Consider the following 25,353-nt stretch of genomic DNA (forward strand, 5'->3'; position numbering starts at 1 on the left):
GGTATAAACCGCGTCTCGTTGTTATGTCGGACATTTCCTCCATGAGCTTCAGCCCTTTGATTCGCCAACTGATCGATGCCCTGCGAACGTTGCCGGGTGTAGGTCAGAAAACTGCCCAGCGCATGGCGTTGCAATTGCTTGAGCGTGATCGCAGCGGCGGTTCACGCCTGGCCCAGGCCTTGAGCCAGGCCATGGAGGGCGTAGGGCATTGCCGTTTATGCCGCACCCTCACCGAAGACGACCTCTGCCCGCAATGTGCCGATCCGCGTCGGGACGACAGCCTGCTCTGCGTCGTGGAAGGGCCGATGGATGTGTATGCGGTGGAGCAGACTGGTTTCCGTGGCCGTTATTTCGTGCTCAAGGGCCATTTGTCCCCACTCGATGGCTTGGGGCCTGAAGCCATTGGCATCCCACAGTTGATCGCACGGATCGAAGAGGCGGGCACGTTCACGGAAGTCATCCTCGCCACGAACCCGACGGTCGAAGGCGAAGCCACCGCCCATTACATCGCCCAATTGCTGAGCAACAAAGGCTTGGTCGCCTCCCGCATCGCCCACGGCGTGCCGCTGGGTGGGGAGCTGGAATTGGTGGACGGCGGGACGCTGGCGCATTCGTTTGCGGGGCGTAAGCCGATCGCCTTGTAACAGCCACCCCAAAGCTAATGTGGGAGCGGGCTTGCTCGCGAAAGCGGTGGATCAGCAAGCGATTATATTGACTGACACTCCGCTTTCGCGAGCAAGCCCGCTCCCACAGGTAACTGTTGCTCGAAGGTTATTTCTCGCTAAGCGAAAACTGCGTCAGGCAGAACGTTGGAATTCCCATGTCTTCCAGACGCTGGGAGCCGAGCAGTTCCGGCAGGTCAATGATCGCCGCGGCTTCGTGGACTTTGGCGCCCATGCGGCGAATCAGGTTGGCGGCGGCAATCAGCGTGCCACCGGTGGCGATCAGGTCATCGAACATCACCACCGAATCACCTTCGCACAGGCTGTCGGCGTGCACTTCAAGGAAGGCTTCACCGTATTCGGTCTGGTAACCCTCGGCCAGCACGTCGGCCGGCAGCTTGCCTTGCTTGCGGAACAACACCAGCGGCTTGTTCAACTGATAGGCCAGGATCGAGCCGATCAGGAAGCCGCGAGCATCCATTGCGCCAATGTGAGTGAACTCTGCCTCGACATAGCGGTGGGCAAAGCTGTCCATGACCAGGCGCAGGGCGGTCGGGGATTGGAACAGTGGAGTAATGTCGCGAAAGATCACGCCGGGCTTGGGGAAGTCGGTCACGGGGCGGATCAGGGATTTGATGTCGAAGGAGTCAAAGACCATCGTCGAGGTGTCCTGGCAGGGCTGCAAACGCGGCAGTATAGCGCGGCGAGGCCAATCCCTCAGCCGCGCAGGTTCATCAGCCGTCGATCGAGCCGCCAGCCAGGGCGCAGAGCTGGATCGGGTCGAGAATGTGAATTTCCTTGCCTTCGGCGGCAATCAGCTCGTTCTGCTGGAAACGCGTGAATACCCGGGACACGGTTTCCACCGCCAGGCCCAGGTAGTTGCCGATTTCGTTGCGCGACATGCTCAGGCGGAACTGGTTGGCCGAGAACCCGCGGGCGCGGAAGCGTGCCGAGAGGTTGACCAGGAACGTGGCGATCCGCTCGTCGGCGGTTTTTTTCGAGAGCAGCAACATCATCTGTTGATCGTCACGGATTTCCCGGCTCATGACTCGCATCAACTGGCGACGCAGTTGCGGCAACTGTATGGCCAGCTCGTCCAGGCGATCGAAGGGGATTTCGCACACCGAGGTGGTTTCCAGCGCCTGGGCCGAGACCGGATGGGTCTCGGTGTCCATGCCCGACAGGCCCACCAGTTCGCTGGGCAAGTGGAAACCGGTGAGCTGTTCTTCGCCGCCGTCGCTCAAGTTGAAGGTTTTCAAGGCACCCGAGCGCACGGCATAGACGGAATCGAACGCGTCGCCCTGGCGAAACAGGAATTCACCTTTTTTCAACGGGCGGCCTCGTTTGACGATGTCGTCCAGCGCGTCCATGTCCTCCAGATTCAACGAAAGTGGCAGGCAGAGGGGGGCCAGGCTGCAATCCTTGCAATGGGCCTGGTTGTGGGCGCGCAGTTTGACGGGCTCGGACATTTCTTAAATCCTTGTGGGAAAACACACATAAGGCGTAAGGGTACCCCAGAGCAGACACTCCAGCCAGTGCGGTGTCGTCGTCAAATTGTCGCGCTCAAATGACCCGGGAGAAACGTTGGCGATTGTGCTGCTCCAAATAGGCATCGAACACCATGCACACGGATCGCACCAGCAGGCGCCCAGCGGGCAGTACCCGGATGTGGATGTCATCCAACTCGATCAGCCCATCCTCGGCCATGGCCTGCAATTGCGGCCACAGCGGCGCGAAGTAACCGCGAAAATCGACATTGAAACGGTGCTCGATGTCCGCGAACGCCAGGTGGAAATGGCAGATCAATTGCTGGATCACCGCACGTCGCAACCGATCGTCGGCCGTGCAGGTCAGTCCTCGACTGGTTGCCAGTTGCACGTCGGCGAGGGTGTTCTGGTAATGGTTCAGGTCACTGCTGTTCTGGCAGTACAGGTCGCCGATCTGGCTGATGGCGGAGACGCCGAGGCCGATCAGGTCGCAATGGCCGTGGGTGGTGTAGCCCTGGAAATTGCGCTGCAACGTGGCCTCTTCCTGAGCGATGGCCAGCTCGTCGTCGGGCAGGGCGAAGTGGTCCATGCCGACGTAGCGGTAGCCGGCGGCGGTCAACTGTTCGATGGTGCCTTGCAGCATCGCCAGCTTCTGCTCCGGGTTTGGCAAGTCCTGGCTGTTGATGCGCCGCTGGGGCATGAAGCGTTCCGGCAGGTGGGCGTAGTTGAACACCGAGAGGCGGTCCGGTTGCAAGTGGATGACTTCTTCGACGGTGCGGGCGAAATTGTCCGGAGTCTGCTTGGGCAACCCGTAGATCAGGTCGATGTTGATCGAACGGAACTGCAAGGTCCGGGCAGCCTCGACCACCGCGCGGGTTTCTTCCAGGCTTTGCAGGCGATTGACGGCGCGTTGCACGGCCGGGTCCAGGTCTTGCAGGCCGATGCTGACCCGATTGAAACCCAGTTCACGCAACAAGCCCATGGTCGACCAGTCGGCTTCCCGGGGATCGATCTCGATGCTGTAGTCGCCGGAATCGTCGTCCAGCAGGTTCAGGTGCTTGCGCAACGAGGCCATCAGTTGCCGCAGCTCGTCATGGCTGAGAAACGTCGGGGTGCCGCCGCCAAAGTGCAGTTGTTCCACGCGTTGGGTCGGGTCCAGGTGGCAGCCGATCAGCTGGATTTCCTGTTCCAGGCGTTGGAGGTAGGCGTGGGCGCGGCCACGGTCCTTGGTGATGACCTTGTTGCAGGCGCAGTAGTAGCAAATGTTTGCGCAGAACGGTACGTGCACATACAGCGACAGCGGCCGCCGGGCCTTGCGGCTGTCACGCAGGGCATGGAGGAGGTCGAAGGTGCCCACCTGGCCGCCGAACTGCGCCGCAGTCGGGTACGAGGTGTAGCGTGGTCCCGCCAGGTCGTAGCGGCGGATCAGGTCTGAGTCCCAACGGATGGCGTCGAGCATGCGGGTGTTCCCCGGATAGGCTGGCATGGGGCGAGTCTAGGGGGCTGTGGGCGAGGCTGTTTTGATTTGCGTCAACGGCGCATCGGGCGTTGTCGATGCAGGCCTCATCGCGAGCAAGCTCGCTCCCACAAATGCCCAATCCACCCCAAATCCTCTGTGGGAGCGGGCTTGCTCGCGAAAGCGGTCTGACTGAGCCGATGGTGTTGGATGTGCCGCCGCCTTCGCGAGCAAGCCCGCTCCCACATTTGCTTGGCGGCGCTACCCGTCTCTGTGGGAGCCGAGCTTGCTCGCGATGGGGGCAACTCGGTCAATGCCCCATGAGCCAATGCTGATGCGGCCCCGGCAGGGTCCATACCCCGAAAATAATCACCAACAAGCCACCGGCCATGCGCACGCTGCGTTTGCGCAACAGGGCGGTGATGCGCTCGGCGGCCAGGCCGGTGGCGAGCAGCACCGGCCAGGTGCCCAGGCCGAAGGCAAGCATCAGCAGGGCACTGTCCAAGGCATTGCCCTGGCTGGCGGACCAGAGCAGGGTGCTGTAGACCAACCCGCACGGCAGCCAGCCCCACAGGGCGCCGAGCAGCAAGGCCCGGGGCAGGCTCGACACCGGCAGCAAGCGGTTGGCGACGGGTTGGATGTGCCGCCACAAGCCGCGCCCCACGCTTTCGATGCGGGTCAGGCCGCTCCACCAGCCCGCCAGGTACAGGCCCATGGCGATCAACAGCAAGCCGGCCAGCACCCGCATGATCATCGCGGCCGGGCTATTGGACACGGCCCATCCCGCCAGGCCGATCAGCAGCCCAGCGGTGGCGTAGCTCAGGATCCGCCCCAGGTTGTACGCCAGCAGTAACCGAAAGCGCCGACTGCGCTGTTCCTTGGGGATCGCCAGGGTGAGGGCGCCCATCAGGCCGCCGCACATGCCCAGGCAATGGCCGCCACCGAGCAGGCCAAGAATGACCGCAGAAACCAGCAATGGCGCCAGGTCAAGCATGGGGCGGGGCCTTGTCGTCCGGCTTGCGGGCCTCGCCACTGGCTTCGTCCACCGCCGCCTTGTGGTTCGGGTCCTGGTCGTCGAACAGAATGCTGTGGGCCGGACCGTCGAGATCGTCGTACTGGCCGCTGTCCACGGCCCAGAAAAAAATGTACACGGCGATGGCCACGATCAGCAGCGCGGCCGGAATCATCACGTAGAGAGCTGGCATGTCGGAACTCCATGCCCGCGCGGCTCAGGCCGGCAGCGGACGGGTATCGGGCGTGGCGGCGAACACCTGCGCCTTCGGTTGGCGGGTCAGCCTCAAGGCATTCAACACCACGGTCAACGAACTGATGGACATGCCGACCGCGGCCCACACCGGCGTAATCCAGCCGAGGGCGGCGAACGGCAACATGAGGCCATTGTACAGCCCTGCCCACACCAGGTTCTCGATGATCACCCGGCGCGTGCGTCGGGCCAGGCTGAAGGCGTGGACCAGGGCCTCTAGGCGGTTGGACAGCAGCACGGCGTCGGCACTGGTCTTGGCCAGGTCGGTGGCCGAGCCCATGGCGACACTGATGTCCGCCGCCGCCAGGACCGGCACGTCGTTCACGCCATCGCCGAGCATCAATACCTTGCGGCCTTGTTGGTGTAGCTGCTGCAACACCGCCAGCTTGTCATCCGGGCGCAGGCCGCCGCGGGCCTCATCGATGCCCAGCTCGGCCGCGACACTGGCGACCATCGGAGAGCTGTCGCCCGACAGCAGCAGCGTTCGCCAGCCTCGTGCCTTGCAGGCCGCCAGCAGGGCCGGGGCATCGACGCGCAAGCGGTCATCGAGGACGAACCAGGCCAACGGTCCGATCTCATCGCCCAGCAACAGCCATTGCCCGGCTTCGTCCGGCATCTGCGGTACGGGAGCGTCACTCAGCTCGCAGACAAAACCGGGCTGGCCGATGCGCAGGCGCTGTTCCGCCACCTGGCCTTCCAGCCCCAGCCCCGGGGTGCTGTGCACCTGCTCGGCGGCCAACGGCGCGCGGCCAAACGCCCGGGCGATGGGGTGTTCCGAGCGGTTTTCCAAGGCCGCGGCCAAGCCCAGGCACTGATCGCTGTCGAGGCCCGCCAGTGGCCGAATGGCGCGCAAGGCCAAGCGGCCTTCGGTGAGGGTGCCGGTCTTGTCGAAAATCACCGTGTCGATCTGGTTCAGGCCCTCCAGCACATGGCCGCGCGTCAGCAGCAGGCCAAGTTTGTGCAAGGTGCCGGTGGCCGCAGTCAGGGCGGTCGGCGTGGCGAGGGACAACGCGCAGGGGCAGGTGGCAACCAGCATCGCCAGGACGATCCAGAAGGCCCGCGAGGCATCCAGTTGCCACCACAGCAAGCCGATGGCCGCAGCCGCGACCAGGGAGAACAACAGGAACCATTGGGCGGCGCGATCGGCGATTTCCGCCAGTCGCGGTTTTTCGGCCTGGGCCCGCTCCAGCAGGCGCACGATGGCCGACAGCCGGGTGTCTTGCCCGAGGGCCAGCACTTCGACGGTCAAGGCGCCTTCGACATTCAGCGTGCCCGCGGTGACCGCATCGCCCACTTGCCGAGGCTGTGGCAGGTATTCACCGGTCAGCAGCGATTCGTCGATGCTGGATTGACCCTCAAGGATCTTGCCATCGGCCGGCAGGACCGCCCCGGGATGTACCAGCACCCGATCGCCGGTGCGCAATTCGTTGAGCAGGATACGTTCGCTCTGGCCGTCATCCGCCAGGCGCAGGCACGAGGCCGGCAACAAATTGACCAGTTGGGCGGTGGCGGCCGCCGTGCGCTCCCGGGCCCGGCGCTCCAGGTAACGGCCGGCCAGCAGGAACAGGGCGAACATGCCCACGGCATCGAAGTACAACTCGCCGACGCCGGTGATCGATGTCCAGATACCTGCTATGTAGGCGCTGCCGATGGCCAGGGACACCGAAACGTCCATGGTCAGGTGGCGGGTGCGCAGGTCGCGCAGGGCGCCTTTGAAGAACGGCGCACAGCTGTAGAAGACGATGGGCGTGGTGAGAAACAGGGCGACCCAGCGCAGGATGGTGTGCATCTCCGGGCTCAGGTCGATGTTGAATTCCGGCCAGGTCGCCATGGTCGCCATCATCGCCTGGAACCACAACAGGCCGGCCACGCCCAATTGGCGCAGGGCCAGGCGGTTTTGTGCGGCGAGTTGTTCACACGCCTGGTCGGCCTGGTACGGGTGCGCTACGTAGCCGATCTGGCGCAATTCGGCGAGCAGCGTGCTCAGCGGCAATTGGGCATCGGCCCAGCGCACATGCAGGCGATGGTTGGACAGGTTCAACCGCGCCTCGGCCACGGCCGGCAGGCTGCGTAATTGTTTTTCAATCAACCAGCCGCAGGCGGCGCAACTGATGCCTTCCATCAACAGGGTGGTTTCGGCCAGTTCGCCCTCATGGCGTACGAACGACTGCTGTACGTCAGGGCGATCGTACAGCGCCAGTTCATCGGTCAACTGGACGGGCAGGGATTCGGGGTTGGCCGATGCTTCACTGCGATGCTGGTAATAACTTTCCAGGCCGCCGGCGACAATCGCTTCGGCCACCGCCTGGCAGCCCGGGCAGCACAGCTCGCGGGTTTCACCGAGGACAACGGCGGTGAAGCGACTGCCGGGGGGAACGGGCAGGGCGCAGTGGTAGCAGGGCTGTGGAGTGGTCATGGGTATCGCATGAAGGCCTTTGTGGAAGGAGCTTGCTACAAGTGAGGGCGCTTTTTGTGGCGAGGGAGCTTGCTCCCGCTGGCCTGCGTAGCAGGCCCAAAGCAGCCGACACGATGGAGCCTGATAGCGCCGGGACTCAGGCTTCAGGGCCGCTTCGCAGCCCAGCGGGAGCAAGCTCCCTCGCCACAACAGCAGCTTATTTTTTCAGGTCTTCAGCGCCTTGCAGCGGTTCATCGCCCAGCAGGATGGCCTGGTCGTGGTTGATTTGCTCTTCTTCGAACAGGCGCCAGGTCTTGTCGTGCTCCACCCCCAGCAATTCGACAAAGCGCCGGCCTTCGATCTTGTCCGTCAACTGGCCGACGTAGCGCCCCGGCTCACTGTCGTTGCGGGTCAGGACGATCTTGCGGTCCTTCTCCGGTTGGGTCGGCGAGATCAGGCTCAGTTCCAGGGTCTGGGGACGGCTGTCGCCGTTCAGGCGCAGATTCACTTCGCCGGTCACGTCATCCAGTTGCACATTGGCATGCAGTTGCAGGGTCTGGGCCAGCAGTTCGCGCTCCAGCGAGCGGTTGATGCCCTTGCCGGCTTCGTAATAGTTGTCATTGACCAGATTGTCGGGGTTGTTCACCGCAATGGTCACCATCGTCAGGCTCAGTGTCACCGAGCAGCTCAGGATCGCAATGATGATCCACGGCCAGAGGTGCTTGTACCAAGGGCTGGTGGCGGTTGCTGCAGGCATGTTCATTTCTCTCAACGAGTTTGTGGGCCGATGAACCGGCTCTTGGCTTCGACATGTACGCTTTCGTCATCGGCGTCCTTGAGGATGAACGTCACCTCGTTGGCGCTTGATGGCAGTTGTTCCGGTGCGCTGGACAGCTCGACCGGCTGGCTGTAGATCTCGCCGGCGGCGACCTTGATTTCCCGGCGACCTTGCAGCTTGAGGTCGGGCAGGCCAACGGCGTCCAGGACGTACGTATGGTCGCGTTGGTCTTTGTTCATGATCTTCAGGCTGTAGACGTTCTCGATCCGGCCTTCGGCGTTTTCGCGGTACAGCACGCGATCCTTGCTGACATCGAACCCCACCAGCGAGCGCATGAAGAATGCCGCCGCCAGCAGGCTGATCATCGCCAGCAATACCAAGGCATAACCGATCAGGCGCGGGCGCAGTTTATGGGTTTTCTGCCCCGAGAGGTTGTGTTCGGTGGTGTAGCTGATCAGGCCGCGGGGATAATCCATCTTGTCCATGATGTTGTCACAGGCATCGATGCAAGCGGCACATCCGATGCATTCGATCTGCAGGCCGTCGCGGATGTCGATGCCGGTCGGGCAGACTTGGACGCACATGGTGCAGTCGATGCAGTCGCCAAGACCCAGGGCCTTGTAGTCGACGCCCTTCTTGCGCGGGCCACGGCTTTCGCCACGACGCGGGTCGTAGGACACGATCAAGGTGTCCTTGTCGAACATCACGCTTTGGAAGCGCGCGTAAGGGCACATATAGATGCACACCTGTTCACGCAGCCAGCCGGCGTTGCCGTAGGTGGCGAGAGTGAAGAAGCCGATCCAGAAATACGACCAGCCATCGGCCTGGCCGGTAAAGAACTCGAACACCAGTTCGCGGATCGGCGTGAAGTAACCGACGAAGGTCACACCGGTGACGAAGCCGATCAGCAGCCACAGGCTGTGCTTGGCGAACTTGCGCAGGAATTTGTTGGCACCCATGGGCGCCTTGTCGAGCTTGATGCGCTGGTTGCGGTCACCTTCGGTGACTTTTTCGCACCACATGAAGATCCAGGTCCACACGCTTTGTGGACAGGTGTAGCCGCACCACACCCGTCCGGCATAGACCGTGATGAAAAACAGGCCAAACGCGGCAATGATCAGCATCCCGGAGAGCAGGATGAAATCCTGGGGCCAGAACGTCGCACCGAAAATGAAGAATTTGCGCTCCGGCAGGTTCCACCAGACGGCCTGATGGCCGCCCCAGTTCAACCAGACCGTACCGAAATACAGCAGGAACAGGAACGCTCCGCCCACCATCCGCAGGTTGCGAAACAGGCCGGTGAAGGCGCGGGTGTAGATTTTTTCCCGAGAGGCATACAGGTCGACGCTTTTGTTAGCGTCCTTGGCAGGCGGGGTAACGTCATGTACCGGAATCTGGTTGCTCATCAATTGCATCCCACGGCAGTGGAAAAGTGCCGGGGCCAGTACGTGCCGACCTCGGTCAGAAAGGGTGTTGCAGTGGCGCAATGATACGCCTGTCGCTCTGGCTCAAGGGTGCGACCTTTGGTCGCGTTGGGCGTCTGGGTCGAATGGTGTAGCGGATGTAACAAGTCATGATCCAGATCAATTGACTATAGACAGTCGATGGCGTTGGCGAAACGAAGGCCACGTTCTGAGGGCTCCCCTGTTCGTGGCGAGGAGGCCTTCTGTGGCGAGGGAGCTTGCTCCCGCTCGGCGGCGCAGCCGTCGTAAATCAGGCGGGTGCGGTCTGACCTGGAAAAGCCTGGCGATTTTCTGGGGCGGCTTCGCCACCCAGCGGGAGCAAGCTCCCTCGCCACAAAAAGGCCACCTTGTAGTGACTGCCAAATAGACATCAGCCAACCCACGGATCGAGCACCGCCACGCCGCAGCCCTGGAAATCACTCACGTTGCGGGTCACCACGGTCAACCCATGAACCAGCGCGGTCGCGGCGATCAATGCATCACATTCATTGCTGCGGTCAGGCACATGCAGGCGAGCGCAGCGCAGCGCGACGGCACGGTCCACGGCCAGGATCCTGCCAGCAAAGGCCGGCAGCACATGATCATCCAGCCAGGCCCGCAGGCGACCACCCTGCGTCGGGTCCTTGCGTTCAAAGCGCAGCACGCCGGTTTCCAGTTCCAGTACGGTAATCGCCGAGACGTACAGGCTGGGCGCGGGAACGCTGCGCGCCCAGGCCTGGACGTTCTTGTCTGCCTGGGATTTGCGCAGTTCGGAAATGACGTTGGTATCGAGTAGAAACATTCAGGACAGGTCCACCGAGCGAGGCGTGATGACGGCGCGCTCGGTCTCGAAGTCGATGTCCGGCGCATCGGGCATGAGCAGCAACTCGACAATGCTGGTGCCGAGGCCGGTCAGTTTCTGGTACTCCTCAATGCTTAGCAGCACATGGGCCGGCTTGCCACGGTCGGTGATGATCACCGGCCCTTCGCGGGTGGCTTTTTTGGCACCACTTGTGTCGTGGTTGAATTCACGGCTGGAGAGGGTGGTGATGGACATGGGCGTGCCCTCATGTTCAGTTCGAATGTAGGCACGTTACTACTGGTGTGGAGAGGCCGCAAGCGCAACAGCTTTTCCAGGGTTTTCCTGCCAGTAACAAAAAGGCCCCGCCAATCGGATTGGCGGGGCCTTTCGTGTATCAGCGACTTGTCTTACTGGGCGTCAGCGGCCGGAGCCTTTTCGCCGTGAGACAGGCTGTAGACATAGGCCGCCAGCAGGTGGACCTTGTCGTTGCCTTGCAGGTCGGCCTGGGCCGGCATCTGGCCCTGGCGACCGTAGCGGATGGTCTGCTGCAGTTGAGCGAAGCTCGAACCGTAGATGAAGCCCGCTGGATGTGTCAGGTCAGGTGCGCCCATGGCGGGCGTGCCCTTGCCGGCAGGACCGTGGCAGGCCACGCAGTTGGCCGCGAACAGTTTCTGACCGTTGGCCGGATCGGCCTTGGCGCCTTCGGGCAGTTTGCGACCGTGCAGACCGGTCACCAGGTAGGCGGCCACGTCGGCCACGCCTTGTTCGCCCACCACGGCAGCCCAGCCCGGCATCACGGCGTGACGGCCGCCCATGATGGTGGTCTTGATGGTTTCCGGCTCACCGCCCCAGCGCCAGTCGGCGTCGGTCAGGTTCGGGAAACCGTAGGCACCCTTGGCGTCGGAACCATGGCAAACCGAGCAGTTGGAGGCGAACAGGCGGCCACCCATCTTCAGGGCTTGTGGGTCCTTGGCGACTTCTTCGATCGGCATGGAGGCGAACTTGGCGAAGATCGGACCGAACTTGGCGTCCGAGCGCGCCATTTCCTTTTCCCACTCATGAACGCCTGTCCAGCCGGTCTGGCCGTTGGCGAAGGCGGTCTGCTTTTCGGTGTCCAGGTAGTTATAGCCTGGCAGCAGGCCTTTCCAGTTGCCCAGGCCAGGGTAGAGCACCAGGTAACCGAGGGCGAAAATGATGGTGCCCACGAACAGCATGAACCACCATTTCGGCAGCGGGTTGTCGTACTCCTCGATCCCGTCGAAGGAGTGGCCAACCGTCTCTTCGGTGGCTTCGCTGCGCTGGCCCTTGCGGGTCGACAGCAGCAGCCAGGTCAGGGCGAAGATCGTTCCCAGGCTGAGGACTGTGACGTACAGACTCCAGAATGTAGTCATTCTTTGTTACTCCTAGAAGCTTGCTCGACGTGCTTGATGGCTTCGGGATCATCCGCGAACGGCAGCAAGGTCGCGTCGTCAAACTCCGACTTGCGCTTGGGGCTGAACACCCACAGGGCCAGACCAATGAAGGCCACCATCACGACGACGGTGCCCAGGCCACGAATCATCCCGATATCCATCTAAATCACCGTTTGCTTTTGATGATGGTGCCCAGGCCTTGCAGATAGGCCACCAGCGCGTCCATTTCAGTCTTGCCCTTGACGGCATCCCTGGCACCGGCGATGTCTTCGTCGGTGTAAGGCACGCCCAAGGCACGCAGGACTTCCATTTTCTTGGCGGTGTCTTTGCCGTCGAGCTTGTTTTCTACGAGGAACGGGTAGGCCGGCATTTTCGACTCAGGCACTACGTTGCGCGGGTTGTACAAGTGCGCACGCTGCCAGTCGTCGGAGTAGCGGCCGCCAACGCGGGCCAGGTCCGGGCCGGTACGCTTGGAACCCCACAGGAACGGGTGGTCCCAGACGCTTTCGCCGGCAACGGAGTAGTGGCCGTAGCGTTCGGTCTCGGCGCGGAACGGACGGATCATCTGCGAGTGGCAGCCGACACAGCCGTTGGCGATATAGATGTCACGGCCTTCCAGTTCAAGGGCGGTACGCGGCTTCATGCCTTCGACCGGCTTGTTGGTCACATCCTGGAAGAACAGCGGAACGATCTGGGTCAGGCCGCCGATGCTCACGGCGATGACCATGAAGAAGGCCAGCAGGCCGATATTCTTCTCTACTGCTTCGTGCTTCATCAGTGAGCTCCAACTACGGCGATCTTGGCGGCGGCTTCAGCTTCAGCCGGGTCAGAGGCACGAACGGTGCGGTACACGTTGTAGGCCATGAACAGCATGCCGCTGGCGAAGAACGCGCCGCCCAGGGCACGCACGATGAAGCCAGGGTGGCTGGCTTGCAGCGCTTCGACGAACGAATAGGTCAGGGTGCCGTCGTCGTTGATCGCACGCCACATCAGGCCTTGGGTGATGCCGTTGACCCACATCGAGGCGATGTAGAGCACGGTGCCGATGGTCGCGAGCCAGAAGTGCGCGTTGATCAGGCCGGTGCTGTGCATCTGCGCACGACCGAACAGTTTCGGGATCATGTGGTAGATGGCGCCGATGGAAATCATCGCAACCCAACCGAGTGCACCGGCGTGTACGTGGCCGATGGTCCAGTCGGTGTAGTGGCTCAGGGAGTTGACGGTCTTGATGGCCATCATCGGGCCTTCGAAGGTCGACATGCCGTAGAACGCCAGGGATACCACCAGGAAGCGCAGGATCGGGTCGGTGCGCAATTTATGCCAGGCACCCGACAGGGTCATCATGCCGTTGATCATGCCGCCCCAGCTTGGCGCCAGCAGGATGATCGACATCGCCATGCCCAGGGATTGTGCCCAGTCTGGCAGTGCGGTGTAGTGCAGGTGGTGCGGGCCGGCCCAGATGTACAGGGTGATCAGCGCCCAGAAGTGGACGATGGACAGGCGATAGGAATAGATCGGACGCTCGGCCTGTTTCGGCACGAAGTAGTACATCATCCCCAAGAAGCCGGTGGTCAGGAAGAACCCCACGGCGTTGTGGCCGTACCACCACTGGATCATCGCGTCGGTCGCGCCCGAATAGGCCGAGTACGACTTGAAGAAGCTGACCGGCAGGGAGGCGTGGTTGACGATGTGCAGCATGGCGGTCACGACGATGAAGGCACCGTAGAACCAGTTACCGACGTAGATGTGCTTGGTCTTGCGCTTGACGATGGTGCCGAAGAACACCAAACCGTAGGTCACCCAGACGATCGCCAGCAGGATAGCCAGGGGCCATTCCAGTTCCGCGTATTCCTTGGTGGTGGTGAAACCCATTGGCAAGGTCACGATCGCGCCGACGATCACCGCTTGCCAACCCCAGAAGGTGAAGGCGGCGAGGCTGTCGGAAATCAGTCGCGTTTGGCAGGTTCGCTGCACGACGTAGTAAGAAGTGGCAAACAACGCACAACCACCGAAGGCGAAGATCACCAGGTTGGTGTGCAGCGGGCGCAGGCGTCCAAATGTCGTCCATGGCAGATCGAAGTTCAACTCCGGCCAGACCAGTTGCGAGGCGATGAAGACACCGAGCCCCATGCCAAGGATCCCCCAGACCACCGTCATGATGGCGAACTGGCGGACTACCTTATAGTTATAAGCAGTCGGACTGATTGCTGTGCTCATTCTAAGGTTCCACGGTTTGGGTGTTTTATTAGGATAAAAATCGGTCGCAAGTATGGAGAAAGCGGGGGGTCATTGCAACGCGCCATGACCTGGGTCAATGCTTTCCAAAGCTGATTCTGCGGCCTTTCCCTGTTCGGTGTAGGGACAAAATTGGCCCTCGGCAAAATGTCGCAACGAAGGAAAGAGGCGAGGGGGGCAGGTCGGTTGTAACGGGGTGTGTTCGAACACAGCGTTCGGGTGATGCCAGGCAACTGTCGCAACGGCCGGTATTCACCTGCCTTTGCGGCCTTTTTGTCGAACGATTGTCGAACGCATCGGGTCGGATCGACCTGAAACCGGCAGTCGCCAGCGCACGCAAAGGCAAGCTTAGACCTGATTCAGGGGAACCGAAAGAAAGACTATGGGAGGGTGCGACAATGAGTCGCGCAGGGGCACGGAACAGCCGCATCCAGATGAATGCGGCTGTTCGTGTGGTCAGGATTTATTCGCTTTTGTGTTCCGCTTGCAGGCGCCCGGTGCCGACACCCTGGGACAGGCTGTAGACATAAGCCGCGAGCAGTTGCACCTTGTCATTGCCCAGCAACTCATTCTGTGCCGGCATGTGGCCTTGGCGTCCGTGGCGAATGGTCTGCTGCAACTGGGTCAGGCTGGTGCCGTAGATGAAGCCGGCCGGTTGCGTCAGGTTCGGCGCCCCCATGGCTTCGGTGCCCTGGCCGTTGGCGCCGTGGCAGGCAACGCAGGTGGTGTTGAAGGCCTGCTGGCCGGCTTGCAGGTCGGCACCGCTGTCTGCCGGCAAAGGCAGGCCGGCCAGGTCGTGGCGAACATAGGCGGCCACGTTTTTGACCCCGGCCTCCCCCAGCACTTCCCCCCAGGCCGGCATCGCCGCCATGCGTCCGCCCATGATGGTCGCCTTGATGGTCTCGGCGGCGCCGCCCCAGCGCCAGTTGCTGTCGGCCAGGTTCGGGAAGCCGAAGGCACCCTTGGCGTCCGAGCCGTGGCAGACCGAGCAGTTGGAGGCGAACAGGCGGCCACCCATCTTCAAGGCCTGTGGGTCTTTGGCGACTTCTTCCACGGGCATGGCCGCGAACTTGGCGAAGATCGGCCCGAACTTGGCGTCCGCCTTGGCCATTTCCTTTTCCCATTCATGGGCGCCGGTCCAGCCGTTCTCGTACCCGGGCAGGATGCCTTTCCAGTTGCCCAGGCCCGGGTAGAGGACCAGGTAACCGACGGAAAACACCAGGGTGCCGGCGAACAACAGGAACCACCACTGCGGCAGTGGGTTGTCGTATTCCTCGATGCCGTCGAAGCTGTGGCCCATGGTCTGGTCGACGCTGCCCTTGGTCTCGCCCTTGCGGGTGCCGATCAGCAGCCAGGTCAGGCCGATGAGGCTGCCGAGGGTCAGTACGCAGATCCACGTACTCCAGAAGGTGGTCATGGCCGGGTACTCCTTGTTGCAGGGTCTTGGGGGGTGAGATCGGCAGGTGGCTCGTCGGCGAACGGCAGCAGGCGCGCCTGGGCGAACTCCGGTCCGCGCTTGCTGCTGAACACCCACAGGATCAGGCCGATGAAGGCGATGAACACCACGACGGTGCCCAGCCCACGGATCATTCCAGTGCTCATTTCAAAGAACATCAGGCTCACCTCTTGCTCTTGATGGCAGTGCCGAGCACTTGCAGGTAGGCCACCAGCGCGTCCATTTCGGTCTTGCCCTTGAGCGAGGCCACGCTGCCTGCGATGTCGTCGTCGGTGTACGGCACGCCGAGGGTGCGCATGGCGCGCAGCTTGCCTTCGGTGTGGCTGCTGTCCACTGCCTGGGCCACCAGCCAGGGGTAGGCCGGCATTTTCGACTCCGGCACGACGTTGCGCGGGTTGTACAAGTGGGCGCGGTGCCAATCATCGGAGTAGCGCGCGCCGACCCGTGCCAGGTCCGGCCCGGTACGCTTGGAACCCCACAGGAACGGGTGATCCCAGACACTTTCGCCAGCGACGGAGTAGTGGCCGTAGCGCTCGGTCTCGGCGCGGAACGGACGGATCATCTGCGAGTGACAGCCGACGCAGCCTTCACGGATGTAGATGTCGCGGCCTTCCAGTTGCAGGGCGGTGTAGGGCTTCATGCCGTCCACCGGCTTGTTGGTCACGTCCTGGAAGAACAGCGGCACGATCTGGGTCAGGCCGCCAATGCTCACGGCCAGGACCATCAGCAGCATCAGCAGGCCGACGTTTTTTTCGATTGTTTCGTGTTTCATGGCGGACTCCTCAGGCCATCTGCGCGGCAGCGGCGGCTTCGGCAGGCTGGTAGGCCCGCACGGTGCGCCAGGTGTTGTAGGCCATCAGCAGCATGCCGATGAGGAAGATCGCCCCGCCCGCCAACCGCACGACGAAGCCTGGGTGGCTGGCCACCAGGGTTTCGACGAAGGAATAGGTGAGCGTGCCGTCCTCGTTCACCGCCCGCCACATCAGGCCCTGGGCGATGCCGTTGACCCACATCGAGGCGATGTAGAGCACGGTGCCGATGGTCGCGAGCCAGAAGTGCGCGTTGATCAGGCCGATGCTGTGCATCTGTGGCCGGCCGAAGACTTTCGGGATCATGTGGTACAGCGCGCCGATGGAAATCATCGCCACCCAGCCGAGCGCGCCGGCATGCACGTGGCCGATGGTCCAGTCGGTGTAGTGGGAAAGGGCGTTGACGGTCTTGATCGCCATCATCGGACCTTCGAAGGTCGACATGCCGTAGAACGCCAGGGACACCACCAGGAACCGCAGGATCGGGTCGCTGCGCAACTTATGCCAGGCGCCCGAGAGGGTCATCATGCCGTTGATCATGCCGCCCCAGCTCGGTGCCAGCAGGATCAGCGACATCACCATGCCCAGGGACTGTGCCCAGTCCGGCAGCGCGGTGTAGTGCAGGTGGTGCGGGCCGGCCCAGATGTACAGGGTGATCAGCGCCCAGAAGTGGACGATGGACAGGCGATAGGAATACACCGGGCGTTCGGCCTGCTTCGGCACGAAGTAATACATCATCCCCAGGAAGCCTGCGGTGAGGAAAAAGCCTACGGCGTTGTGCCCGTACCACCATTGCACCATCGCGTCCGTGGCCCCGGCGTACACCGAGTAGGACTTGGTCCAGCTCACCGGCAGTTCCAGGTTGTTGACGATGTGCAGGATCGCCACGGTCAGGATGAACCCGCCGAAGAACCAGTTACCGACATAGATGTGCTTGGTGTTGCGCTTGGCCACGGTGCCGAAGAACACAATGGCGTAGGCGACCCAGACGATGGTGATCAGGATGTCGATCGGCCATTCCAGTTCGGCGTACTCCTTGGAACTGGTGTAGCCCAGCGGCAGGCTGATGGCCGCCAGCAGGATCACCAGTTGCCAGCCCCAGAAGCAGAACGCGGCGATTTTCGGCGCAAACAGCTGAGTTTGGCAGGTGCGTTGCACCGAGTAGAACGAACTGGCAAACAACGCGCAGCCGCCGAAGGCGAAGATCACCGCGTTGGTGTGCAGCGGGCGCAGGCGGCCGAAGCTGGTCCAGGGCAAATCGAAGTTGAGCTGCGGCCAGACCAATTGGGCTGCGAGAAAAACCCCGAGCCCCATGCCGACGATGCCCCACACCACCGTCATAATGGCGAATTGGCGGACCACCTTGTAGTTGTAGGCGGTACTGATAGAAGTGTTCATGGTTCCCCATCCACGGTTCAGCCGAAGTGAGCGCCTGCGCAAGGCAGTGCGGCGTTCTTCGCCTGGAGTTATAGGCAGACTAAAAGCGAGGCAAGCATGGACAAACAGCACAAGGCCAGTATTGACGGGGATCAATGGGCGCGGTGCGTGGAGCAACATGGCTGGTTGTGGACGGCCGCGCGGCCCGGGGTGTGCGCCGAACCACCGACCCTGATCCTGGCCCACGGTGCCGGTGCGCCGATGGACAGCGGCTTCATGGAGGAAATGGCCGCACGCCTTGCCGCACAAGGCGTCAACGTGTTGCGCTTCGAGTTTCCCTACATGGCCCAGCGGCGTCTGGATGGCGGCAAGCGTCCACCGAACCCGGCGCCCAAGCTGCTCGAATGCTGGCGAGAGGTGTACGCCAAGGTGCGGCCTTATGTCGCTGGGCGGCTGGCCATTGGCGGCAAGTCCATGGGGGGGCGCATGGCGAGCCTGCTGGCCGATGAGCTGGGCGCCGATGCGCTGGTATGCCTGGGCTATCCCTTCTACGCGGTGGGCAAGCCGGAGAAACCGCGGGTCGAGCATCTGGCGGCATTGAAGACCCGCACGTTGATTGTCCAGGGCGAGCGGGATGCGTTGGGTAATCGGGAGGCGGTGCAGGGCTACACCTTGTCACCCAGCATCGAGGTGTTGTGGTTGGTGGCGGGGGATCATGACCTCAAGCCGCTGAAGGTTTCGGGGTTCAGTCATGAGCAGCATTTGGAGGCGGCGGCGAGAACGGTGGCGGCGTTTCTTCAGGATTGATAGCGTCTGTCCTGGCCTCTTCGCGAGCAAGCCCGCTCCCACATTTTAGAATGCGTTCGCATGAACAACTGCAATCCCCTGTGGGAGCGGGCTTGCTCGCGAAGATGGTTCATAACGCGACACCACTTTTGAATTGGCAATAAAAAACCGGGGAGCAACACCTTCCCGGTTTTTTACTGGGCAGGCATCTATCAGCGGTTGAACCGCTCCACCAACGAATACTGCGTATTGGCTGTCCGGGTCAGCTCTTCGCTGAGCAGCGCCGAGCTGTGGGCCTGTCCCGAAGTCTGGTCGGCCAGTTCCGAGATGTTGCTGATGTTGCGGCTGATCTCCTCGGCCACTGAGCTTTGTTCCTCGGTGGCAGCGGCGATCTGGGTGGCCATGTCCGTGATATGCGCCACGGCTTCGCTGATGCCCACCAACGCCTGGTCCGCTTCCATGACTCGCGCCACGCCTTCTTCGGCCTGGCGGTTGCCGGCGTCCATGGTTTGCACGGCGTTGGTGGCGGTCTGCTGGAGCTTGGCGATCAGCGCGTGGATCTGCCCGGTGGACTCGCTGGTGCGTTGCGCCAGTTGCCTTACCTCGTCGGCCACCACGGCAAAGCCACGGCCCATCTCGCCGGCACGGGCCGCTTCGATGGCCGCGTTGAGGGCCAGCAGGTTGGTCTGGTCGGCGATGCCTTTGATCACGTCGACCACGCCACCGATCTCATCGCTGTCCTTGGCCAGTTGGGTGACGGTTTGACCGGTCTCACCCACCACCACCGATAGCCGCTCGATGGCTTCGCGGGTTTCCCCGGCGATGTCGCGGCCGCGGCTGGTCAGGCGATTGGCTTCCTGGGTGGCATCGGCGGTGCGCTGCACGTGGCTGGCGACCTCCTGGGTCGTTGCCGCCATCTGGTTGACGGCCGTGGCGACCTGTTCGGTTTCCACCCGCTGACGTTCCAGGCCGCTGGAGCTGTCGTGGGCCAGGGTATTGGACTGGCGAGCCTGGTCGTTGAGGTGTTCGGCGGTGTCCTGCAGGCGGGTCAGGCAGGTTTTCAGGCGCGCTTGCTGGCTGAGGATCGACATCTCCAGGCGTGCCTGGACGCCGCGGCTGTCGGTGTACATCCGCGCGATCAGCGGGTCGGAGGTGGTTTGTTCGGCCAGGCGCAGCAGGCGCTTGATCCCGCGTTGCTGCCATTGCAGGCCCATCAGCCCCAAGGGCACCGACAGCAGGGCAGCCAGGGCAAAGCCCCAGGAAGAATTCAGAAACGCGCCGACGACGAAGCCCAGCTGGCTGACCAGGATGAACGGCAGCCAGTCCTGCAGTATCGGCAACCACTTGTCGCTGCCCGGCACTGCGGACTTGCCCTGGTTGATGCGTTGGTAGAGGGCTTCGGCGCGGCCGATCTGCTCGGCGGTGGGCTTGACCCGCACCGACTCGTAGCCGACCACCTGATTGCCCTCGAACACGGGCGTGACATAGGCGTTGACCCAGTAATGGTCACCGCTCTTGCAGCGATTCTTGACGATGCCCATCCATGGCAAGCCTTGTTTCAGCGTGCCCCACATGTGCGCGAACACGGCGGAGGGGACATCGGGATGGCGCACGAGATTGTGCGGCGCACGGATCAGTTCTTCCTTCGAATACCCGCTGACTTCAACGAAAGCATCGTTGCAGTAAGTGATCACACCCTTGGTGTCTGTGGTGGAAATCAATCGTTGCTGGGCCGGGAAGGTCCTTTCGCGTTGTGTGACGGGTTGGTTGTTACGCATGGTGTGTAGATCCGCAAGGCTTTGAAAGGTTGTCGGCGTCGTCAGGTTTTAGTTGAAGTTATTTTTGCCTGTCGCTATCACGCCAGCATCGGGTAGGTAAAGAGGGCGAAATGAAGCAGGTTGAGCAAAAAATGCGTAGCGACCGCCGCGCCCAGGCCGCCAAAACGATACGCCAGGCCGTAACCGACGCCCGCCAGGCCCGACAACAGCACCCACTGCCAGCCCGCGCCGGCATGCACCAGGCCGAACAGCAGCGAGGCCAGGAGCAGCGCCAGGTTGTCGCCCTGGGCCAAATGTTTGAAGCGTCGACTCAACCCCCCCTGAATGTAGCCACGAAACAGCGCTTCCTCCACGATCGTGACCAATAAAAGATTATTAGCGGTCCACAACCAGGCGTGATCCGGCCACTTCGGCGCCCAGTGGACCATGCCCAGCAGCACAGCCCCGCCGAGGGCCAGCATCGCGCTCAGCCCCAAGCCCAGTGCCGTGGCCTGGACGGACAGGCGCAGTGAGCGCCGGCCGACGATCCAGGGGCAGGCCAGCAATAGCCAGAAACCGATCAGCGGCTTGTCCTGGTTCAGGTACATGGCAAACGGCACGGCATCATCGGTCAAACGCTGGGGGGCGATGGCCCGGCCGTTAAAGAAGCCAGGCATCCAGTGCAGGGCCAATGCCAGGGCCATGACAATGAACAGCGCATGCCCGAGAAACTGGCCAACCGGTGTCTGTTGCTGGCGAACCGCATACCCGGCGAACAGCAGCAGCGCAACCGAGATGGCCGCGGTCCAGGCCAACTGGCCGTAGAGCAGCGACAAGCCATAGCCGGTGGAAAGAAAGGCCAGGTGAAGCCAGGATAGAGCGGGCATACAACATCCTTTTAGCGGGAGAACTCTGGGCGAGGGCGGCCGTCGGGTCTTCGACGCCACTGTGTCGCGCAAAGAGCACATTTGTGTCCATGCAGATTCATGCGCAGGAGGGGCAAGCAGTTGGCTGGCGCGGTTGTGTGGGTGCCGGCGGGATTATAGGCGGGTCGATACAAAACATCGCCCGTTAAGAGGTGAATAACAGTCAGCGAGCCGCAGAACCTGTGGGAGCGGGCTTGCTCGCGAAAGCGGTGTGCCTGGCAGCATCAATGTTGACTGTTTCACTGCCTTCGCGAGCAAGCCCGCTCCCACAATTTCAAGCAGCAATCAATTGTCGCAAGACATAGTGAAGAATCCCGCCGGCCTTGAAATACTCCACTTCATTCAAGGTATCGATCCGACACAGCACTTCGATTCGCTCCTGGCTGCCATCCTCCCGGGTGATGACCAAGGGTAAGTTCATGCGCGGCGTCAGTTCGACGTCATTGAGCCCGAGGATGTCCAGGGTTTCCTTGCCCGTGAGGTTCAGGCTCTTGCGGTTCTGGTCGAGCTTGAACTGCAACGGCAGCACGCCCATGCCCACCAGGTTGGAGCGATGGATGCGCTCGAAGCTTTCTGCGATCACCGCCTTGACCCCCAACAGATTGGTGCCCTTGGCCGCCCAGTCCCGGCTCGACCCGGTGCCATATTCCTGGCCGGCGATCACCACCAGCGGCGTGCCCGCGGCCTGGTACAGCATGGCGGCGTCGTAGATCGGCATGCGTTCGCCATTGGGAATGTAGATCGTATTGCCGCCTTCTTCGCCGTCGAGCATTTCGTTGCGGATGCGGATGTTGGCGAAGGTGCCGCGCATCATCACCTGATGGTTGCCACGCCGTGAACCGTAGGAGTTGAAGTCCCGTGGCTCCACGCCCTGTTCGCGCAGGTAACGACCGGCCGGGCTGTCGGCCTTGATGTTACCGGCCGGGGAGATGTGGTCGGTGGTTACCGAGTCCCCCAGCAGGGCCAGCACTCGGGCGCCCTCGACGTTCCTGACCGCCGGTGGCGGCCCGCCGATGTCGTCGAAGAACGGTGGATGCTGGATATAGGTCGAATCGTCCTGCCAGACATAGGTGGCCGCTTGCGGCACCTCGATAGCCTGCCATTGCTCGTCACCGGCAAACACAGCGGCGTATTCCTTGTGGAACATGCTGGTATTGACCTGGGCCACGGCGGCGGCGACTTCCTGGCTGCTGGGCCAGATGTCCCGCAGGTACACCGGTTTGCCGTCCCGGTCGTTGCCCAGCGGCTCGCTACTGATGTCGATGCGCACCGTGCCGGCCAGGGCATAGGCGACCACCAATGGCGGCGAGGCCAGCCAGTTGGTCTTCACCAGTGGGTGCACTCGGCCTTCGAAGTTGCGGTTGCCCGACAAGACCGAGGCCACGGTGAGATCGGCTTTCTGGATGGCTTTCTCGATGGGGTCCGGCAACGGCCCGGAGTTGCCAATGCAGGTGGTGCAACCATAGCCCACCAGGTCGAAACCGAGTTTATCCAGGTATTCGGTCAGGCCGGCCGCGTTGTAGTAATCGGTGACCACCTTGGAGCCCGGTGCCAGGGAGCTCTTGACCCAAGGCTTGCGAACCAAGCCTTTTTCCACGGCTTTTTTCGCCAGCAGCCCGGCGGCCATCATGACGCTGGGGTTGGAGGTGTTGGTGCACGAGGTGATCGCGGCAATCACCACCGCGCCGTTTTTCAGGCGATGGGTGTGGCCTTCGTATTCGTACTCGGCTTCGCCTACCTGGTCGGCGTTGCCCACCGCGACGCCACCGCCGCCTTCACTTTCCAGGCGGCCTTCTTCCTTACTGGTGGGTTTGACCTGCAACCCCAGGAAGTCGCTGAAGGCCTGGCCGACATTGGGCAGCGAGACCCGGTCCTGAGGGCGTTTAGGGCCGGCGAGGCTGGCCTCGACGCTGCCCATGTCCAGCTCCAGCGTATCGGTGAACACCGGTTCCTGGCCGGGCAGACGCCACAGGCCCTGGGCCTTGCAGTAGGCCTCCACCAGCTTCACGGTGTCAGCCGGACGCCCGGACAGGCGCAGGTAGTCCAGGGTCACCTCATCCACCGGGAAGAACCCGCACGTGGCGCCGTATTCCGGAGCCATGTTGGCGATGGTGGCGCGGTCGGCCAAGGGCAGGTCGGCCAGGCCATCGCCATAGAACTCGACGAATTTGCCCACCACGCCTTTCTTGCGCAGCATCTGCGTGACGGTCAGCACCAGGTCGGTGGCGGTGATGCCTTCGCGCAGTTTGCCGACGAGTTTGAAGCCAACGACTTCGGGAATCAGCATCGACACCGGTTGACCCAGCATCGCTGCTTCCGCCTCGATCCCGCCGACGCCCCAGCCCAGTACGCCGAGGCCGTTGATCATGGTGGTGTGGGAGTCGGTGCCCACAAGGGTGTCGGGGAAGGCGTAGGTGCGACCATCTTCCTCTTTGGTCCACACGGTGCGACCCAGGTATTCGAGGTTGACCTGGTGACAGATGCCGGTGCCCGGCGGCACCACGCTGAAGTTGTCGAAGGCGCTCTGGCCCCAGCGCAGGAAGGCGTAGCGTTCGCCGTTGCGCTGCATTTCGATGTCGACGTTCTGCTCGAACGCCTGGCGGCTGGCGAACTTGTCCACCATCACCGAGTGGTCGATCACCAGGTCCACGGGGGACAGCGGGTTGATCCGCTGGGGGTCGCCGCCGGCCTTTTCCACAGCGGCGCGCATGGCGGCCAGGTCGACTACGGCGGGCACGCCGGTGAAGTCTTGCATCAGCACCCGTGCGGGGCGGTATTGGATCTCGCGGTCGGAGCGGCGCTCCTTGAGCCAACCGGCCAGGGCCTTGAGGTCGGCGCCGGTGACGGTTTTTTCATCTTCCCAGCGCAGCAGGTTTTCCAGCAGCACTTTCAAGGACATGGGCAGTTTGTCGAGGTCGCCCAGGCTTCGGGCGGCATCCGGCAGGCTGAAATAGTGGTAGGTCCTGGCGTCGACTTGCAGTGTTTTAAGGGTTTTCAGGCTATCGAGGGACGGCATTGAAATCACTCCTTTGAGTCCGCACGGCTACGGACTGACGGAACGGACAGAGCCTTTAACCTAGCCCTGTTTTGAGCGTATGACTAATCACTGGACTCTATTGCAAGGTTCGCGGTTCCGAACTCCGCTATCATGCGGCGGTTTTCGTGACAGGCTTTGCTACGGAGTTTCAATGAACACGCTTTTTATGCACTGCCGGCCGGGCTTCGAAGGCGAGGTCTGTTCCGAGATCGCCGAACATGCGGCTCGGCTCAACGTGGCCGGCTATGCCAAGGCCAAGCCGGCCAGCGCCTGCGCCGAATTTGTCTGCACGCAAGAGGACGGCGCCGAACGGCTGATGTGTGGGCAGCGTTTTGCCGAGCTGATTTTCCCGCGCCAGTGGGCGCGGGGCACGTTCATTGACTTGCCGGAAACCGACCGTATCAGCGTCATCCTGGCCCACATGAGCGGCTTCCCAGTCTGTGGCAGCTTATGGCTCGAGGTGGTCGACACCAATGACGGCAAGGAACTGTCGAACTTCTGCAAGAAATTCGAAGGCCCGCTGCGCAAGGCGTTGAGCGGGGCTGGCAAGTTGGTGGACGATCCGCGCAAGCCGCGCCTGCTGCTGACCTTCAAGAGTGGTCGCGAAGTCTTCCTGGGCCTGGCGGACGCGGATAATTCGGCGATGTGGCCGATGGGCATCCCGCGCCTCAAGTTCCCCCGGGAGGCGCCAAGCCGCTCCACCCTCAAGCTCGAAGAAGCCTGGCACCATTTCATCCCCCGGGACCAGTGGGACGAGCGCCTGCACAGTGACATGACCGGCGTGGACCTCGGCGCCGCGCCGGGCGGTTGGACCTGGCAACTGGTCAACCGCGGCATGCTGGTGACGGCCATCGACAACGGCCCGATGGCCGAAAGCCTGATGGATACCGGCCTGGTGCAGCATCTGATGGCGGACGGCTTCACGTTCAAGCCCAAGCAGCCGGTGGATTGGATGGTCTGCGACATCGTCGAAAAGCCCGCGCGCAACGCGGCGATGCTGGAGGAGTGGATTGGCGAAGGGCATTGCCGCGAGGCTGTGGTCAACCTCAAGCTGCCTATGAAACAGCGTTATGCCGAGGTGAAACGCCTGCTCGAACGCATCGCCGAGGGTTTCAAGGCCCGGGGTGTCCAGGTTGAGATCGGTTGCAAGCAGCTGTACCACGACCGCGAGGAAGTGACGTGCCATCTGCGGCGGCTGGATACCAAAAAGCCGAAGTCCCGCTGAAGCTATGGAGCGAGCTTTTGTGGCGAGGGAGCTTGCTCCCGCTGGGT

General features: G+C 62.4%; 24 protein-coding genes. 3 read left to right on the forward strand and 21 right to left on the reverse strand.

The features are described 5' to 3' along the window. Positions 1 to 41: 41 nt before the first annotated feature. Positions 42 to 644 carry a recombination mediator RecR gene (gene recR / locus HU715_RS04350; RefSeq protein ID WP_003183510.1) on the forward strand — a complete coding sequence of 201 codons (603 nt, stop codon included), beginning with the start codon at positions 42 to 44 and terminating at the stop codon, positions 642 to 644. Positions 645 to 771: 127 nt separating this feature from the next. Here the strand turns inward: recR and HU715_RS04355 are convergent, their stop codons facing one another. The 18 genes from HU715_RS04355 to ccoN (HU715_RS04440) all read right to left on the reverse strand — a co-directional run bounded on the left by HU715_RS04355 (position 772) and on the right by ccoN (HU715_RS04440) (position 17,596). Continuing rightward, positions 772 to 1,320 (reverse strand): adenine phosphoribosyltransferase, encoded by a 549-nt coding sequence (locus HU715_RS04355; RefSeq protein ID WP_092197401.1) that lies wholly within the window; start codon positions 1,318 to 1,320, stop codon positions 772 to 774. A gap of 76 nt (positions 1,321 to 1,396) precedes the next feature. After that, complete coding sequence (fnr, locus tag HU715_RS04360) at positions 1,397 to 2,131, reverse strand: fumarate/nitrate reduction transcriptional regulator Fnr (protein ID WP_053120659.1); 735 nt, start codon at positions 2,129 to 2,131, stop codon at positions 1,397 to 1,399. A 94-nt stretch (positions 2,132 to 2,225) separates the two neighbouring features. Then, complete coding sequence (gene hemN, locus HU715_RS04365) at positions 2,226 to 3,608, reverse strand: oxygen-independent coproporphyrinogen III oxidase (RefSeq protein ID WP_186705252.1); 1,383 nt, start codon at positions 3,606 to 3,608, stop codon at positions 2,226 to 2,228. A 307-nt stretch (positions 3,609 to 3,915) separates the two neighbouring features. Then, positions 3,916 to 4,599 carry a sulfite exporter TauE/SafE family protein gene (locus HU715_RS04370; protein WP_186705251.1) on the reverse strand — a complete coding sequence of 228 codons (684 nt, stop codon included), beginning with the start codon at positions 4,597 to 4,599 and terminating at the stop codon, positions 3,916 to 3,918. Further along, a complete protein-coding gene (ccoS, locus tag HU715_RS04375; protein WP_003183505.1) occupies positions 4,592 to 4,810 on the reverse strand; it encodes a cbb3-type cytochrome oxidase assembly protein CcoS in 219 nt (72 codons plus the stop codon). Before ccoS ends, HU715_RS04370 begins: the two co-directional genes overlap by 8 nt. Positions 4,811 to 4,834: 24 nt before the next feature. Next, the gene (locus HU715_RS04380; RefSeq protein ID WP_186705250.1) at positions 4,835 to 7,285 is read right to left on the reverse strand and encodes a heavy metal translocating P-type ATPase; all 2,451 of its coding nucleotides are present in this window, start codon (positions 7,283 to 7,285) and stop codon (positions 4,835 to 4,837) included. A gap of 196 nt (positions 7,286 to 7,481) precedes the next feature. Then, a complete protein-coding gene (locus HU715_RS04385; protein ID WP_186705249.1) occupies positions 7,482 to 8,021 on the reverse strand; it encodes a FixH family protein in 540 nt (179 codons plus the stop codon). 11 nt (positions 8,022 to 8,032) lie between these two features. Then, entirely contained in the window at positions 8,033 to 9,448 is a 1,416-nt protein-coding gene (gene ccoG / locus HU715_RS04390) for a cytochrome c oxidase accessory protein CcoG (protein WP_186705248.1), read from the reverse strand. A gap of 427 nt (positions 9,449 to 9,875) precedes the next feature. After that, positions 9,876 to 10,286: a type II toxin-antitoxin system VapC family toxin gene (locus HU715_RS04395; RefSeq protein WP_186705247.1), complete on the reverse strand. Its 411-nt coding sequence runs from the start codon at positions 10,284 to 10,286 to the stop codon at positions 9,876 to 9,878. Next, entirely contained in the window at positions 10,287 to 10,541 is a 255-nt protein-coding gene (locus HU715_RS04400; RefSeq protein WP_186705246.1) for a type II toxin-antitoxin system Phd/YefM family antitoxin, read from the reverse strand. A gap of 152 nt (positions 10,542 to 10,693) precedes the next feature. Continuing rightward, positions 10,694 to 11,677, reverse strand: a complete 984-nt coding sequence (ccoP, locus tag HU715_RS04405; RefSeq protein ID WP_186705245.1) for a cytochrome-c oxidase, cbb3-type subunit III — start codon at positions 11,675 to 11,677, stop codon at positions 10,694 to 10,696. After that, positions 11,674 to 11,859: a CcoQ/FixQ family Cbb3-type cytochrome c oxidase assembly chaperone gene (locus tag HU715_RS04410; RefSeq protein WP_003183474.1), complete on the reverse strand. Its 186-nt coding sequence runs from the start codon at positions 11,857 to 11,859 to the stop codon at positions 11,674 to 11,676. Before HU715_RS04410 ends, ccoP (HU715_RS04405) begins: the two co-directional genes overlap by 4 nt. A gap of 5 nt (positions 11,860 to 11,864) precedes the next feature. After that, positions 11,865 to 12,473, reverse strand: coding sequence for a cytochrome-c oxidase, cbb3-type subunit II (gene ccoO, locus HU715_RS04415; RefSeq protein ID WP_072407855.1), 609 nt, complete (start codon positions 12,471 to 12,473; stop codon positions 11,865 to 11,867). Further along, entirely contained in the window at positions 12,473 to 13,915 is a 1,443-nt protein-coding gene (gene ccoN / locus HU715_RS04420) for a cytochrome-c oxidase, cbb3-type subunit I (protein WP_053120682.1), read from the reverse strand. Before ccoN (HU715_RS04420) ends, ccoO (HU715_RS04415) begins: the two co-directional genes overlap by 1 nt. A gap of 481 nt (positions 13,916 to 14,396) precedes the next feature. Then, a complete protein-coding gene (gene ccoP / locus HU715_RS04425; protein ID WP_186705244.1) occupies positions 14,397 to 15,350 on the reverse strand; it encodes a cytochrome-c oxidase, cbb3-type subunit III in 954 nt (317 codons plus the stop codon). After that, positions 15,347 to 15,547, reverse strand: coding sequence for a cbb3-type cytochrome oxidase subunit 3 (locus HU715_RS04430; protein ID WP_186705243.1), 201 nt, complete (start codon positions 15,545 to 15,547; stop codon positions 15,347 to 15,349). Before HU715_RS04430 ends, ccoP (HU715_RS04425) begins: the two co-directional genes overlap by 4 nt. A 5-nt stretch (positions 15,548 to 15,552) precedes the next feature. Continuing rightward, entirely contained in the window at positions 15,553 to 16,161 is a 609-nt protein-coding gene (gene ccoO / locus HU715_RS04435; RefSeq protein ID WP_053120686.1) for a cytochrome-c oxidase, cbb3-type subunit II, read from the reverse strand. Between the two features lie 10 nt (positions 16,162 to 16,171). Continuing rightward, complete coding sequence (ccoN, locus tag HU715_RS04440; RefSeq protein WP_186705242.1) at positions 16,172 to 17,596, reverse strand: cytochrome-c oxidase, cbb3-type subunit I; 1,425 nt, start codon at positions 17,594 to 17,596, stop codon at positions 16,172 to 16,174. Between the two features lie 96 nt (positions 17,597 to 17,692). Here ccoN (HU715_RS04440) and HU715_RS04445 point away from each other — a divergent pair, with 96 nt between their 5' ends. Further along, complete coding sequence (locus tag HU715_RS04445) at positions 17,693 to 18,382, forward strand: alpha/beta family hydrolase (protein ID WP_225917553.1); 690 nt, start codon at positions 17,693 to 17,695, stop codon at positions 18,380 to 18,382. A 191-nt stretch (positions 18,383 to 18,573) separates the two neighbouring features. On the opposite strand, the gene HU715_RS04450 is transcribed toward HU715_RS04445, so the two are convergent. The 3 genes from HU715_RS04450 to acnA form a co-directional block, all read right to left on the reverse strand. Continuing rightward, positions 18,574 to 20,139, reverse strand: a complete 1,566-nt coding sequence (locus tag HU715_RS04450; protein WP_186705241.1) for a methyl-accepting chemotaxis protein — start codon at positions 20,137 to 20,139, stop codon at positions 18,574 to 18,576. Positions 20,140 to 20,216: 77 nt separating this feature from the next. Beyond that, positions 20,217 to 21,005 carry a CPBP family intramembrane glutamic endopeptidase gene (locus HU715_RS04455; protein ID WP_186705240.1) on the reverse strand — a complete coding sequence of 263 codons (789 nt, stop codon included), beginning with the start codon at positions 21,003 to 21,005 and terminating at the stop codon, positions 20,217 to 20,219. A 313-nt stretch (positions 21,006 to 21,318) separates the two neighbouring features. After that, the gene (gene acnA / locus HU715_RS04460; protein ID WP_186705239.1) at positions 21,319 to 24,060 is read right to left on the reverse strand and encodes an aconitate hydratase AcnA; all 2,742 of its coding nucleotides are present in this window, start codon (positions 24,058 to 24,060) and stop codon (positions 21,319 to 21,321) included. Between the two features lie 172 nt (positions 24,061 to 24,232). Here acnA and rlmM point away from each other — a divergent pair, with 172 nt between their 5' ends. Next, a complete protein-coding gene (rlmM, locus tag HU715_RS04465; protein WP_186705238.1) occupies positions 24,233 to 25,306 on the forward strand; it encodes a 23S rRNA (cytidine(2498)-2'-O)-methyltransferase RlmM in 1,074 nt (357 codons plus the stop codon). The last annotated feature ends 47 nt before the right edge of the window (positions 25,307 to 25,353 follow it).

It is taken from the genome of Pseudomonas zanjanensis (assembly GCF_014268745.2).
GTDB lineage: Bacteria > Pseudomonadota > Gammaproteobacteria > Pseudomonadales > Pseudomonadaceae > Aquipseudomonas > Aquipseudomonas zanjanensis.